Origin of the sequence: Enterobacter cloacae complex sp. 677-3DZ2D5B, assembly GCF_004136695.1 — a bacterium.
GTDB classification, from domain to species: Bacteria; Pseudomonadota; Gammaproteobacteria; order Enterobacterales; family Enterobacteriaceae; genus Enterobacter; species Enterobacter hormaechei_C.
Genome location: NZ_QFLS01000007.1, coordinates 120,880 through 134,117, shown reverse-complemented (window position 1 = coordinate 134,117; position 13,238 = coordinate 120,880). Strand labels below are relative to the sequence as shown.

General features: G+C 57.4%; 11 protein-coding genes. 2 read left to right on the top strand and 9 right to left on the bottom strand.

The genetic code is table 11. The features are described 5' to 3' along the window. Positions 1-40: 40 nt before the first annotated feature. The 3 genes from DD597_RS11915 to DD597_RS11905 all read right to left on the bottom strand — a co-directional run bounded on the left by DD597_RS11915 (position 41) and on the right by DD597_RS11905 (position 1,773). Complete coding sequence (locus DD597_RS11915) at positions 41-526, bottom strand: GNAT family N-acetyltransferase (RefSeq protein ID WP_003857133.1); 486 nt, start codon at positions 524-526, stop codon at positions 41-43. After that, complete coding sequence (locus DD597_RS11910) at positions 514-780, bottom strand: DUF1778 domain-containing protein (RefSeq protein WP_003857131.1); 267 nt, start codon at positions 778-780, stop codon at positions 514-516. Before DD597_RS11910 ends, DD597_RS11915 begins: the two co-directional genes overlap by 13 nt. Before the next feature lie 63 nt (positions 781-843). Beyond that, positions 844-1,773 carry a LysR family transcriptional regulator gene (locus DD597_RS11905; RefSeq protein WP_129256215.1) on the bottom strand — a complete coding sequence of 310 codons (930 nt, stop codon included), beginning with the start codon at positions 1,771-1,773 and terminating at the stop codon, positions 844-846. A gap of 129 nt (positions 1,774-1,902) precedes the next feature. Here DD597_RS11905 and DD597_RS11900 point away from each other — a divergent pair, with 129 nt between their 5' ends. Beyond that, the gene (locus DD597_RS11900) at positions 1,903-3,291 is read left to right on the top strand and encodes an MFS transporter (RefSeq protein WP_023314162.1); all 1,389 of its coding nucleotides are present in this window, start codon (positions 1,903-1,905) and stop codon (positions 3,289-3,291) included. 21 nt (positions 3,292-3,312) lie between these two features. On the opposite strand, the gene DD597_RS11895 is transcribed toward DD597_RS11900, so the two are convergent. From DD597_RS11895 to DD597_RS11885, 3 genes are read right to left on the bottom strand one after another with little or no spacing between them, the layout of a single operon-like run. Then, positions 3,313-4,308 (bottom strand): DUF2891 domain-containing protein, encoded by a 996-nt coding sequence (locus DD597_RS11895; RefSeq protein ID WP_063868602.1) that lies wholly within the window; start codon positions 4,306-4,308, stop codon positions 3,313-3,315. 9 nt (positions 4,309-4,317) lie between these two features. After that, entirely contained in the window at positions 4,318-5,304 is a 987-nt protein-coding gene (locus DD597_RS11890; RefSeq protein ID WP_063159052.1) for a DUF979 domain-containing protein, read from the bottom strand. Beyond that, a complete protein-coding gene (locus DD597_RS11885) occupies positions 5,301-6,023 on the bottom strand; it encodes a DUF969 domain-containing protein (RefSeq protein WP_003857121.1) in 723 nt (240 codons plus the stop codon). The genes DD597_RS11890 and DD597_RS11885 overlap by 4 nt, the downstream gene beginning before the upstream one ends. Before the next feature lie 224 nt (positions 6,024-6,247). On the opposite strand from DD597_RS11885, the gene DD597_RS11880 reads away from it, so the two are divergent. Continuing rightward, the gene (locus DD597_RS11880; protein ID WP_003857118.1) at positions 6,248-6,796 is read left to right on the top strand and encodes a winged helix DNA-binding protein; all 549 of its coding nucleotides are present in this window, start codon (positions 6,248-6,250) and stop codon (positions 6,794-6,796) included. On the opposite strand, the gene glgX is transcribed toward DD597_RS11880, so the two are convergent. From glgX to treZ, 3 genes are read right to left on the bottom strand one after another with little or no spacing between them, the layout of a single operon-like run. Beyond that, a complete protein-coding gene (gene glgX / locus DD597_RS11875; RefSeq protein WP_003857116.1) occupies positions 6,793-8,868 on the bottom strand; it encodes a glycogen debranching protein GlgX in 2,076 nt (691 codons plus the stop codon). The genes DD597_RS11880 and glgX overlap by 4 nt on opposite strands. A gap of 15 nt (positions 8,869-8,883) precedes the next feature. Next, positions 8,884-11,352 carry a malto-oligosyltrehalose synthase gene (gene treY / locus DD597_RS11870; protein ID WP_063944731.1) on the bottom strand — a complete coding sequence of 823 codons (2,469 nt, stop codon included), beginning with the start codon at positions 11,350-11,352 and terminating at the stop codon, positions 8,884-8,886. Further along, positions 11,349-13,136: a malto-oligosyltrehalose trehalohydrolase gene (treZ, locus tag DD597_RS11865; RefSeq protein WP_058647876.1), complete on the bottom strand. Its 1,788-nt coding sequence runs from the start codon at positions 13,134-13,136 to the stop codon at positions 11,349-11,351. Before treZ ends, treY begins: the two co-directional genes overlap by 4 nt. Positions 13,137-13,238: the final 102 nt, after the last annotated feature.

The following is a 13,238-nucleotide window of genomic DNA, read 5'->3' as shown; positions in this document are numbered from 1 at the left end:
GTCAGATAAGCCCATCGCATCCTACCCCCTCCCTTTGCCTCTACTGAGGAAGCCTGAGAAACAGTGTCCGTTCCTGAGTCTGCGATGCTTTAAAACCATGGTGGATATAAAACGCTTTGGCTTCCTCAGTGAGTGCATGAACCATAATCGCCCGCACCCCGATATTCTCAGCTACCCGATAACAGCGTAAAACCGCATCGTGGAGTAAATCGGCTCCCAACCCGTTTCCGCGTAACGAGACATCAACTGCCAGACGGGCAAGAATAATCACGGGAATGGGATCCGGCATGTTACGCCGCAGATTCCCTGTCGCTTGCGTATGGTTAACGCTGCCGGTAGCCAGAGAGTAAAATCCCGCGACCTGCTTCGTGCCCGTTTTACAAACGACAAAGGTTCGGGCTGCGCCGAGCGCCTGGTTTTTCAGACCTCTTTGTTTTAGCCATTCGTCAAGCACGGCCTCTCCGCTGACGAACTCCGCCAGTTGATGGACGCTGGATAAGGGCTCTGGTGCTGTTACACGTCCCACTGTGGTTTCCTTGCCAGCAGTTTTTCTATGGCCGGATCGTCCGCGACCGGGGCATCGAGCATGTCAATGAACTCTGCGTACTGTTCATCGTTAAAATTGAATACACGTCGATCGAGGATCACATTCTCGGCTGCCTGACAGGCCATCTCCAGTATGAAGTCCGTGCGTGATTTATGGAGGATCTCTGCGGCGGCATCGATAAGCGCCCGCTGGGATTCTTTGGCTCTGAGATTGAGTTGAACATCTGATTTCATAGGTATACCTCTTGTATAGCAATTGCTTTACAAGCATAGCATAAGCGGTGTGTATAGCAATCGCTATACAGAGCCCGAAATTATGTCTGACCTCTCCACACCGCATATCGCAAGAATTTGCTCTCTCAGCCAGCGGTGACCAGGGTCGCGTTCCATTCTTGGGTGCCACATCTGTGAAACCATAATACGACGGCTTTTGAACGGCAGCTCGAACAGATGTACCTGGTCCGTTACCTGCTGATTGAGTAAATAGAGCGCGGGTATCATGGCAATAAGATCTGATGCCAGCGCCACGGACAGCGCCGTCGGAAATCCCGGTACGACGCTGGCGATTTTACGTTTTGTCCCCAGTTCGGCCAGCGCATCGTCAACGGAACCGTGCAACGCGCCCTCAGGTGACGCTACCACATGGCCCCAGGCGACATAATCCTTCACCCCTATTTCTGCCTGATTAGCCAGCGGATGCCCCTTACGCACGACGCCCACAAACCGATCCTCAAACAGTCGTTGCAGCCGTATTTCAGGCCCCATATTGCTCTGGACGCCAATCTCCAGATCAACCAGCCCTTCCCGAAGATAGCGCGACGTTTTTTCCGGCTTAGGCGCGAAGCGTATACAGACGTCCGGCGCGGCGTCGGCCACAGCCGCTATGAGCGCAGGCCCAAACGCCACCACAAAACCATCGTTTGCCCTGATGGTAAAAAGACGCGCCAGACTCTGCGCGCTGAACGTTTCAGTTGAGGGCTGCAATACCGCCCTGGCCTCGTGCACTGCACGCCTGGCGCGATCCCGGGTCGCTTCGGCCCACGGGGTCAGTACCATGTTACGTCCGGCGCGCACCAGGATCGGGTCGCCTGTAACGTCGCGTAACCTGCTTAATGTCCGGCTCATGGCCGAGGTGCTGAGGTTCAGACGGCGTGCCGCACCTGCGACACTTGCTTCGCTCAGCAATATGTCGAGTGCAATCAGTAAATTAAAATCTGGATCGGTCATAGCGCTCATTCCTGTACACTCAGATAAGGCGTTTCATGCAACGATAAAGTGCAAATGGTGCGCCTTCCGCCCTGTAAAAGCCATCTTTATAGTTTTGTCAACCATACACTCTTCTCAGAGGACAACCTGATGACGCTCTTTTCCAGTCAACCCGGCGACGAAGGACTGCCTGGCCCGGCGCGCGCACGGGTGATGGCCGCAATTATGACCACCACCTTAATGGGCGTGTTTGATGGCACCATGATCAACATTGCCCTGCCCTCCATGGCTCAGGAGATGCAGGTACCTGCCAGTATTGCCGTCTGGTTCGCCAACGGGTATCTGCTGGCGGCCGCGATGTCGCTGGCGATATTCGCGGCGCTTGCGGCCCGCCTGGGTTATCGCCCCGTTTTTCTGGCAGGTCTGACAACCTTTACCCTGACATCGCTGGGTTGCGCGCTGGCGAAGACGCCCGAAGTGCTCATCGGTATGCGCGTGCTTCAGGGGATCGGCGGCGCGGCGACGCTGAGTATTGCCCCCGCAATCCTGCGATCCGTATTTCCCGGGCGATTACTTGGCCGCATTCTGGGGTTACACGCTCTGCTCATCGCCTCCAGCTCCGCTATCGGGCCGGTATTGGGTGGGACGATCCTTCACACCCTGAGCTGGCAATGGCTGTTTGCGATAAACGTGGTTCCCGGCACCCTCGCCTTACTGCTGGCGGTCAAAGCGCTGCCGCGGGATGCGGTTCGAAAGCAAGCGCCCTTCGACACCCCGGGCGCCATATTGTCGGCGCTGCTGCTGGGGTCGACGATCATGGCGGCGAACAGCCTCCAGGAGGCTACTTATCACCCCGGCAGTCTTTGCTGGACGGTGCTCGCTGCGCTGAGCGGCATGGCGTTTATCTGGCAGATCCGCCGCACGGATAACCCCTTGCTGCCGCCGACGATGTTTAAAAATGAACGTTTTACCCTCGCGGCCTTCACGTCAATGATTGCTTTTGTCAGCCAGGGGATCACTTTTATTGCACTGCCTTTCCTGTTTCAGAGCGAATACGGCTACAGTCCGGTGTTGTCTGCCCTGCTGTTTACGCCGTGGCCGCTAGGGATCGTACTGATTGCGCCGCATGCAGGCCGGTGGGCGGACACGATTTCAGCCCCGGCGATATCCACCCTGGGGCTGGTGATTTTTGTCGTGGGTTTGATCCTTCTTGCGACATTACCCGACCGCCCTACAATGTGGGATATCTGCCTGCGGAGTCTGGTATGCGGCATGGGGTTTGGCTGCTTTCAGAGTCCCAATAACCGGGAAATGCTCTCCAACGTTATTCGTGAGCATGCGAGCTATGCATCCGGTGTTTTATCCATTATGCGCACGTTCGGGCAGTGTCTGGGCGCCGCCGCCGTGGCCGTTCTGCTGGCCGCAGATGAAAGGTCAATTCATGTTGCACTGTGGGTCGCCGCCGCGGCTTCTGCGGTAGCGGTCGTCGTCAGCGCGAGTCGGTTGCGTAAAATCACTCATCCTGCGGAAACAGGATGAGCACGAAAATATAACTAAGCGCTACTCCAGCGCCAGCAGCGCAAAACTCGCCAGCCAGTGCCCGCCGCTGTAGTGACTGCCGACAACATGCTCCACGCTTGCCGAGAGATGGCGCGCAACGGCATCGTGTAATGGCTTCCGGGCGTGATGATTTTCCGGCAGAGCACGGGCAATGTGCTTCATACACCAGGCGCGGCTGAGGTTGAGACCGTCAAGATGCGCGATTTTCGGGTCGGTGCGGTCGCTCACCTCGGCCGGGTTCATGAGCGCAGAAACGGCGCCCACTTCAGGCAGAAACGCATCGAACCAGGTCGGGAAATCCCCCACCACCTTACTCATCAGCAGGGCCTCGGTCAGCGCTCCGGAGATATACTCGTCGCCACCCGGCTCATAATGCGCAGGATATTGCGTGTCCGCGAGGTAAAACCGCGTTGCCGCGTCCAGGATGGCGCGCTCAAGCGTGTCATCGTTCACCGCCCGGGCATAATCCAGCCCCAGCGCGAGCGCAAACGCCGTGTTGTAGTGCGTCCCGACGCGGATCGGATAGGTAAGCTTGCTGAGGTAATCCACCAGCCGCTGGCGAATATCCAGCGTTAACGGTTGCAGCGTCTGGTACCAGCGCTCCGCCTGCGGCAGTGACGATTGCTTCAGCTCCTGCGCCAGCGCCAGCAGCCAGCCGTAGCCATAAGGCCGCTCAAACGACGCGCGGAACGGCGCGGTAAAATAGGCCAACTCCTTCGCCACCTTCTCGTCGGTCAGGTGTTCTTCGAACAGAGTGATGATCTCTTCCCGGCACGGCAGTTCGGGCCAGAGACGCAGGCAGCGCAGCAGCAGCCAGTAGCCGTGCACCGCAGAGTGCCAGTCAAAACAGCCGTAAAAGATCGGGTGCAGCTCGCGAGGCGGCAGAACGTCGCCGTCATCGTTGAGCAGATGCATAATGTGGTTCGGGTATTCCTGACGTAAATAGGTCAACGGCATTCTGGCGAAGGCGTCAGCCTGATGTTGCGTTAATTCCATTGCAGCTCCTTAGCGAAACACGAGGAAATACATTAAGAACACGTTCACCACCAGCAGGGTTAACGCGGTCGGGATCTGGATCTTGATAACCTGATATTTGTCTTTTAGCTCCAGTAGCGCGGCGGGCACAATGTTGAAGTTGGCGGCCATCGGCGTCATCAGCGTGCCGCAATAGCCAGCGTACATACCGATAGCCAGCAGCGGCGCCGGGTTACCGTGATGGACATTAATCAGGAATGGCAGAGCGATACCGGCGCTTAACACCGGGAAGGCTGCGAAGGCGTTACCCATGATCATGGTAAACAGCGCCATCCCCACGCAATAAATGACCACCAGCATGAAGCGGCTGTCCGGGTTCACAAACAGGCTGACCACCTTTTGTACCGATTCGCCGGTATTCGCCACCACAAACACCCCGCCGAGCATGGCGAGCATCTGCGGCAGGATCACCGCCCAGCCAATGGTATCGACCAGCCGACGCGACTGACGAACCGCATGCAGCGGCGTACCTTTTGTCAGCCACCAGCCGGTGAGGATAGCTGCCACACAGGCCACGCACAGCGCCGCCAGCGTAAGCTGTTTCTGGTCGAGCAGATAGACACCGCCAATCGACACGCCTTTCAGAAATAGCGTCCCGATGACCGTTACCACGGGGATCATCAGTGCCGGTAAAAACAGCGAGTTTTTCAGCCGGTTCGACGAGGCAACACGCTCCTCCTCGGTGGACATTTTATAATGCCCCTTCCCGACCAGCCCGAAACCGGCCAGCAGCGCAATCACGATAACGGCGCCGCCAATAATGCGATACGCCAGGGGCTTACCCAGCTCCTGCACCATCAGATCGCCAAACAGGAAGATCCCGCCAAACAGAAACCAGAACAGCGCCGTGGTATAGCGTTTCGGGTTAGCGCGATCGCGAAGGGTCATCACAACCAGCAGCATCACGACGAAGCCGATCAGGTAGTACACGCGGTTAATGGTGATGAGGGTCATCATGGTGCGATCTCCTGCGTACCCTGCTCTGCTTTCCAGGCCATCACGTCGCGACGAATGCTGGCATCAAGGCGTAGCAGACGCGTCATATGGATGATCAGTGCCGCAATGGCGGTCGGAATGGCCCACAGGCCGATATGCAGCGGTTCGATCCCCTCGATCCCGTTCTCTTTCAGGAACGCATCAATCAGCAGTACCGCGCCAAAGGCGATAAAAATATCTTCCCCAAAGAAAACCGCGATATTGTCACACGCGGCGGCATGGGCTTTGATTTTGTCGCGGATAGTCTGCGGCAGTTCCCCGTATTCATTCAGAGCTGCCCCTTCCGCCATCGGCGCCAGCAGCGGACGCACCGTTTGCGCGTGGCCGCCAAGCGACATCAGGCCCAGCGCAGCCGTTCCTTCGCGGGCAACAAAGTAGAGCATCAGGATACGCGCCGAGGTGGCGCTGGCGATCTTCGCGACCCAGGCCTGGGCGCGTTCTTTCAGCCCGTAATACTCTAATAGGCCAATCACCGGCAGGATCAGAATGAAGGTGGCAAGCGATCGGCTATTCACGAACTTTTCGCCAAAGGTTTCCAGCAGCATACCGAAATCCATGCCAACCAGCAGGCCCGTCGCCAGGCCCGCCACCACGACAACCAGCAGCGGGTTGAAACGCAGTGCAAAACCAATAACCACCACCGGAATCCCGATAAGTGGCAACAGTGTAGAACTGTCCATAAACGTTACCCTATCCAAAGTGAGCGTTGCGCGCCGACGGCTATTTTTTATACTTCGCAGCAGAGCGAAGCCGGTGCATTACGGCGCGCGATGTTGTGTTTTGCGTGAGGCTCCACAGAACCTGCACTAAAAAGCTATATCTGAACGTCAAAAACATGTAAACAATTTATCAATAAAATGTTCTTATTTTATCGACGGGTTTACATTTCGGGGGAAGGATCGTTATGACAGTAAAGAAAAAGACGACAGCGTTAAACCACGACGATATTGCGGACGGGCGAATCGTCTCCTCCCGTCATCTCGTCTCAGAGCGGTGTGCTGAATTATCAGAGCTGGAATATGCGCTGATCATGACCAGCAATGCGTTTAACAAATGGATGGTGCGCTGCATGACCGCAGCGGGTGAACCGGATATGGGGGCCTTTGATGTTTCGCTTCTGCACCACGTGAATCACCGCAACCGTAAGAAAAAGCTGGCTGACATCTGCTTTGTGCTGAACGTGGAAGATACCCACGTGGTGACGTATGCGCTGAAAAAGCTGGTCAAGGCGGGCTACGTCACCAGCGAGAAAGCGGGAAAAGAGCTTTTTTTCTCCACTACGGAGGAGGGAAAAGCGCTGTGCATGAAGTACCGGGAGGTGCGGGAGGCCTGCCTAATCAACATTCATGCGGAAAGCGGTATTCCGGGCGCGTCGATTGGCGAGACCGCGCAGTTACTCCGCGCGATCTCCTCCCTGTATGATACCGCCGCACGCGCGGCGGCCTCGCTTTAAGGACGGCGGAACAGGGTGATACTCCGCCCGGCCAGCTCGTAATCGACAGATTCAGTGATGATTTCCCCCGTGGGGGCATCCTCCGACGTCGAGAGTTCGAGCACCCAACCCCCTTCGCCAAACTGCGGGATCTGGAATGGCACCGTACCTTCAAACGGGTTAAACAGCATCAGCACGTCTTGCCAGACGCCCTCTTCCTGCTCAAGATCAGGACGGCTGATGGCAAGACCAAGGGTGGAACCCTCGTCCCACTGTTCCGACTGCTGCGGTCCGCCACCGGCGTTAAACCAGCGGATCTCCAGCCCGTCGCGCCAGTTCTCACGTCGCAGCAGCGGCTGCGTCGCGCGCAGGGCAATCAACCGACGGGTAAAGTCGCGCAGCTTCTCGTCGTTTTCAGTGAGTCCTTCCCAGTTTACCCAGGAGATCTCGCTGTCCTGACAATAGCCGTTATTATTGCCCTTTTGCGTCCGGCCAAACTCATCGCCTGCCAGCAGCATCGGCGTGCCGTGCGAGAAGAAGAGCGTGGTGAGGAAGTTGCGCTTTTGCCGCTCGCGGGTGGCAATGATATCCGGGTTTTCCGTCGGCCCCTCTTCGCCGTAGTTATACGACCGGTTATCGTTATGTCCGTCGTTATTATCTTCCCCGTTATCGGCGTTATGTTTCTCGTTGTACGATACCAGGTCGTTCAGCGTGAAGCCGTCATGCGCGGTGATAAAATTGACGCTGGCCCACGGACGACGCCCGCGCAGATCGTACAAATCACCGGACCCTAACAGACGGGCGGCAAAATCGTTAGAAACGTTATCCCCCTTCCAGTATTCACGTACCGTATCGCGGTATTTGTCGTTCCACTCACCCCAGCCAGGTGGGAAGCCCCCCACCTGATACCCGCCGGGGCCGATATCCCACGGCTCACCGATGAGCTTCAGCTTCGACAGCACCGGATCCTGGGTCACGGCATCAAAGAAGCCGCCGCGCGGATCGAACCCCTCCGGCTCACGTCCGAGAATGGTCCCGAGGTCAAAGCGGAAACCGTCAATCTGCATCGACTCCGCCCAGTAGCGCAGGGAGTCCATGACCATCTGTAACACGCGCGGGTGCGATGTATTAACGGTGTTCCCGGTGCCGGTGTCGTTGATGTAATACCGGTGCTGATCCGGCATGGTGCGGTAATAACAGAAGTTATCAATCCCCTTAAACGACAGGGTTGGTCCCAGCTCGTTGCCCTCCGCCGTGTGGTTATAGACCACGTCGAGGATCACCTCGATGCCCGCGTCATGATAGGCACGCACCATGTCGCGGAAACCCTGGATGCCCGCCGGGCCGTAATAGCGGGACGCTGGCGCAAAGAAACCGAGCGAGTTATAGCCCCAGAAGTTTTTCAGGCCGCGATCGAGCAGGTGCTGATCGTCAGGGAACCAGTGAACCGGTAGCAGCTCGACCGAGGTAATGCCGAGGCTTTTGATGTATTCCACCGAGGCTTTATGCCCCATCCCCTCAAACGTACCGCGCAGTTCAGGCGGAATAGCCGGGTTAAGCTGGGTAAAGCCTTTTACGTGGCTTTCATAGACCACGGTATGCGGCCACGGGATATCGGGCCGGCGTGAGTCCTGCCAGTCAACGGCATTGGGGTCGATGACCTTACATTTGGGCGTAAATGGCGCGCTGTCTCGCGTATCAAAACTGAGATCCAGCTCATCGTGTCCCAGCTCATAGCCGAAGTGGGCATCGTTCCACTCAATGTCACCCACCAGTTCACGGGCATAGGGGTCAATAAGCAGCTTATTGGGGTTAAAACGGTGACCGTTCTCCGGATCGTAGGGGCCATACACACGGTAGCCATACAGCGCCCCCGGTTTCAAATCCGGCACATAGCCGTGCCAGACCTCATGGGTATATTCCGGCAGTTCCAGGCGGGCGATTTCTGTTTTTCCCGAAGGATCAAACAGACACAGCTCCACCCGCTCCGCGTGGGCGGAAAACAGGGCGAAGTTTACCCCTTTCCCGTCATAATTTGCGCCCAACTGCTGGCCATGACCGGCCCGAATTTCAAACGTTGTATCCTTTGGCATTTTTGTTCTCCTCGATTAGTCGCAGGTAAGCAGAACCAACAAACATCCCTTTTCAGACGTTAAATCCAGCGTCTCTGGCAGAAGGCGACGCTCACCGGTAAACAGATCCCGGTAGTGCTTCCCGGCCAGCTCCTGGGGTATGGCCACGATAGTGTTGGCCCACAGCATCGCATTGTCGGTGACGTCAAACACCAGACGCGGCACGGCGACGATCAGCGCCTCGTCATCTTTTATGCGGGCATAAACGATCAGATTCTCCTCCCGCTCACCGGTTACCTTCAGCGGCAGCCAGTCGCCGTAGCGGAAAAGTGCGGGGTAATGTGGCCGAAGCCGTAACAGCGTGGCGGTAACGTACTGCTTCACGCTGCCGTCTCGCCAGCGTTGCGCATCGTTAAAAACGGTGCCATCCGCTACGCTGAGGTTTTCCGCCAGTGCGGCGAAATCCGGTTCGCGGCGGTTATCCGGGTCGACGAGGCTGAAGTTAAGCCCCTCGCTGCCCTGGTAGATGTCCGGTACGCCAGGCGCAGTCAGCTTGATCACCGTCTGGCTCAGGCTGTTCATTAACCCAGCCCGAATAAACGGCTGGAGTGCGGCACTGAAATCACGCAGGAACAGGGTGTTATCCGGGGAAAGCAGATGGCGCACGTAGTCCAGGACCACGCTCTCGTAACCTTCGTTGCTGTCGATCCAGTCGGTACGCTGCTTGGCCTCGCGCAGGGCTTTCTCGATAAAGCCGAGGAAACGCTCTTCCAGTGACTTAAGGCCATCACGATCCTCAGGCGACAGGGTTGCTGGCCAGACGCCCGCCAGCGCCTGGAAGATCATCCAGGTGTCGGCGGCGTTCGGCGCGGTGCCATCGTTGAGGAATCGGACCTGCGTCTGGTTCATCTGCCGCCAGCGCGCCAGATTTTCTCCCCACAGATCTGGCGCTTCCGTCAGCGTATACAGACGAGCTCGTGCATCCTCGCCGCGTTTGGTGTCGTGGGTGGAAGTTCCCAGCAGCGCATCGGGCTGGCGGGCAAGACGAATGCGCATTTCCTGATGAAAACGGGAAAGTGAAAACGCGCGCGGCGTCGGGTCGGCGCCGACTTCGTTCAGGGCCAGCTCCAGGTTATGGCGGAAGAACAGCGTATCCTCTACCGATTTTGCCATCAGCGGCCCGGTCAGTTGCTGAAAACGGGTGCGGAAAAGCGAGGCCAGCGCGTGGTCATGCTCCGGCAGATCGCCGGTAAGAATACGCACGATCAGGCTCAGAGCGGGTTCAGAGGCGTTGACGCTGGCGACCACACGGCTGAGCAGCGCCACATCCGGTGGCGTCAGTCCCTCAGCGGTGCCGTAGGTGCGATACACCGGAAACGCGATAAGCAGCTCACGCAGGGCATGGCGGATATCATCATGCTCCACTTCGGCGCCGTTATGCCCGGCCAGCTCGCTGGCTATTTTGAGCAACGTGGTAAATTCACCCTCAAAATTACGATCGGTCATCAGCCCTTTGGCGTTGCGAAGTTCCGCCTGCCTGTCCACGGTCGTACCCAGCGTCTCGTCGTAGAGCATCTCCAGCCGCGAGAGGTTGGTATCATCCACCAGCACTTCCGCCAGGGAGGCGATAAACTCATAACCCGTAGTACCTGAGATGGGCCACTCCGGAGGAAGCTGTTCCCCTTTGGCGAGGATTTTTTCCACCGTGATGTAGCAATCCGGTCCGGTAGCCGCACGCAGTCGCTGCAAATAGCCCAGCGGATCGGCAAGCCCGTCCACATGGTCAATGCGCAGGCCGTCGACAACCCCGGCGTGGACAAGCTCAAGGATCAGGTGGTGCGTATCTGCGAATACCGCCTCATCCTCTACCCGCACGCCGACCAGCCCGGTGATTTCAAAAAAGCGCCGCCATGAAAGCTGTTTCGGCGCTTCCCGCCAGGACATCAGCCGCCAGCTTTGCGCCTCGTGGATCTCAGCGATGCTCTTGCCTTCGGCATACGTGCCGGGATTAAGCGGATAGGCGGTATCATAGTAAACCAGCGCTGCGCTGTTGGTGACACTGTCACGTTTTAAGGTGATAGTCCCCCGCTCCAGCTCGGCTTCAAAGGTGTCGCCAAGAAACGGCAACGTCAGCGGTCGGGACCAGTCGATATCAAAATACGCCGCATAGCGGCTCTGCCCGCCATGTTCGATAACATCGCGCCACCAGCGGTTTTCCAGCGAGGTCGACATATGGTTAGGAACGATATCCAGAATCAGCCCCATCCCCGCCTGTTTCAGCGCCGCCGCCATGCGGTCAAACCCTTCCCGCCCGCCAATCGCCGGGTCAATTTCGTTGGGGTCGGTCACGTCATAGCCGTGGGTGGAATTCGTGGTTGCGGTGAAAACAGGCGACGCGTAAAGATGGCTGATACCGAGGTCTTTCATATACGGAATCAGGTCTGCCACGCGGTCAAAGGTCATGCCGTTGCGAAACTGAATTCGGTAAGTAGAGGAAGGGATCATAGCGCTGCTTCTCCATCAGCAAAGCGAACAACAATGCTGTTCGACGGCAGGTTTTCGACTGCCTCCGGCCAGCTAAAGATCGTTTTTCCGGGCAGGTCCGGTAAGGCGAGCGGCTTTTTGCCGATATTCAGCGCCAGCGACAACGTGCCGGACGGAAAACGCCAGCTCACTGCAACCATGCCGAGCGCCGTTTGCAGGACGTTACCCTCCACGGTGCCCCGCTGTTTCAGTAACGGGACGATAAAGCGCTGACGCAGCACAATCAGCTCGCGCGTGACGTGCAGCCACGCCCTGCCTTCCTCCGTGTCTGCCTTGTTCCAGTCAAGCTTCGACCGCATAAAGGTATTTACGTCATTGGGGTCCGGTACGGTTTCATCGTGCCCGGCATGGCCGGTAAACTCTTTCGCGCGCCCTTCCCGCACCGCTTTCGCCAGGTCGCCGTGGAAGTCGGTGAAAAAGAGGAACGGATGCGTTTCGCCATACTCCTCGCCCATAAACAGCAGCGGAATATGGGGCGACAGGAGCAGCGCCGCGAACAGCACGCGCGTTTTATCCGCCCCAGCCAGAGAGATAAGCCTCTCCCCCTGGGCACGGTTGCCGACCTGGTCGTGATTTTGAATAAAATCGACAAAAAACTGTGGGGGTTGCTCGCGACACTCTACCCCGCGCGATTTTCCGGTCTGAAGCGAGATTTCCCCCTGGTAGACAAAGCCTTCTGCCAGCGCCCGCGCCAGTTTTTTCTCCGGCTCAAAGGCAAAATCCTGATAGTAGGCGTGTGATTCTCCCGTCGCGAAGACATGCGCGGCGTTGTGAAAATCATCATTCCATTCGGCGGTGAAAAGCGGCGTCTGACCATGCTCATCACGCGGATGCAGGAAAATCACGTTGCGACTGTCTTCGGTGGTCAGATGGATATGCCGATCCGGAAAGGCGTCGCGGATCCGTTGCGCTATCTCGGGAAGAATATGGGTCTCAGCGTCGTCATGGATCTGGTCGATGGCGTCGAAGCGCAGACCGTCAAGATGATACTCCGAGAGCCAGAATAACGGCGCCTCAGCGATGTATTGCCGGACAGCTTCAACCTCATAGGCAATACCGTTGCCCCACGGGGTCATACGATCCTGATGGAAAAACGCCGGCGAGAGCAACGGCAGGTAGTTCCCTTCCGGGCCAAAGTGGTTGAGTACGATATCCAGCACCACGGAAAGCCCGAGCGCGTGGGCGGCATCAATGAAGGCATGAAAATCATCCGGTGTACCATAAGCCGAGTGCGGGGCATACAGCAGTACACCGTCATACCCCCATCCGCGCGCGCCCCCGAACTGGGACACGGGCATCACTTCCAGTTGCGTAATACCCAGTTCGGCCAGATAAGGCAGTTTGTCTATGGCCGCCCTGAAGGTTCCTTCCCCGGTGAAGGTGCCGATATGCAGCTCGTAGATCACCGTCTCTTCCCACGGTCGTCCTTGCCATTCGCGCTGAGCGGGCAGGCTGCGACGCGGGTCGATCACCACCGACGGGCCATTGACGTCAGCCTGCTGCGCGCGCGAGGCCGGGTCCGGCACCGCCATTCCATCCTGTAAAACAAACTGATACGTCGTACCGTGCCTGATGCCGGGCACGTCAATCTGAAACCAGCCGTCGCCCACCGCCGCCATGTGAATGTCGGTATCGGTTAAACGCAACGTGAGATCTTTTTGCCCTTCTGCCCAGACGCGAAAACGTACAACGTCATCGGAAATAAACTCAGCACCCCAGTGCCTGCGACATGTTCTGAATTCCATTCATTGTCCTCGAATGACCACATTTTACGCGGAACGAAATACAAGCTTAGACCAGGATCTACAGAGTGTTATGCCAGCAGAGTATGCCGCTTCGTCTATTAT

Bases quoted from the DNA above. Each gene is read 5' to 3' on its own strand.
- DD597_RS11910 (WP_003857131.1), bottom strand. From the start codon at position 780: ATGAAATCAGATGTTCAACTCAATCTCAGAGCCAAAGAATCCCAGCGG.
- DD597_RS11905 (WP_129256215.1), bottom strand. From the start codon at position 1,773: ATGACCGATCCAGATTTTAATTTACTGATTGCACTCGACATATTGCTG.
- DD597_RS11900 (WP_023314162.1), top strand. From the start codon at position 1,903: ATGACGCTCTTTTCCAGTCAACCCGGCGACGAAGGACTGCCTGGCCCG.
- DD597_RS11895 (WP_063868602.1), bottom strand. From the start codon at position 4,308: ATGGAATTAACGCAACATCAGGCTGACGCCTTCGCCAGAATGCCGTTG.
- DD597_RS11890 (WP_063159052.1), bottom strand. From the start codon at position 5,304: ATGATGACCCTCATCACCATTAACCGCGTGTACTACCTGATCGGCTTC.
- DD597_RS11885 (WP_003857121.1), bottom strand. From the start codon at position 6,023: ATGGACAGTTCTACACTGTTGCCACTTATCGGGATTCCGGTGGTGGTT.
- DD597_RS11880 (WP_003857118.1), top strand. From the start codon at position 6,248: ATGACAGTAAAGAAAAAGACGACAGCGTTAAACCACGACGATATTGCG.
- glgX (WP_003857116.1), bottom strand. From the start codon at position 8,868: ATGCCAAAGGATACAACGTTTGAAATTCGGGCCGGTCATGGCCAGCAG.
- treY (WP_063944731.1), bottom strand. From the start codon at position 11,352: ATGATCCCTTCCTCTACTTACCGAATTCAGTTTCGCAACGGCATGACC.
- treZ (WP_058647876.1), bottom strand. From the start codon at position 13,136: ATGGAATTCAGAACATGTCGCAGGCACTGGGGTGCTGAGTTTATTTCC.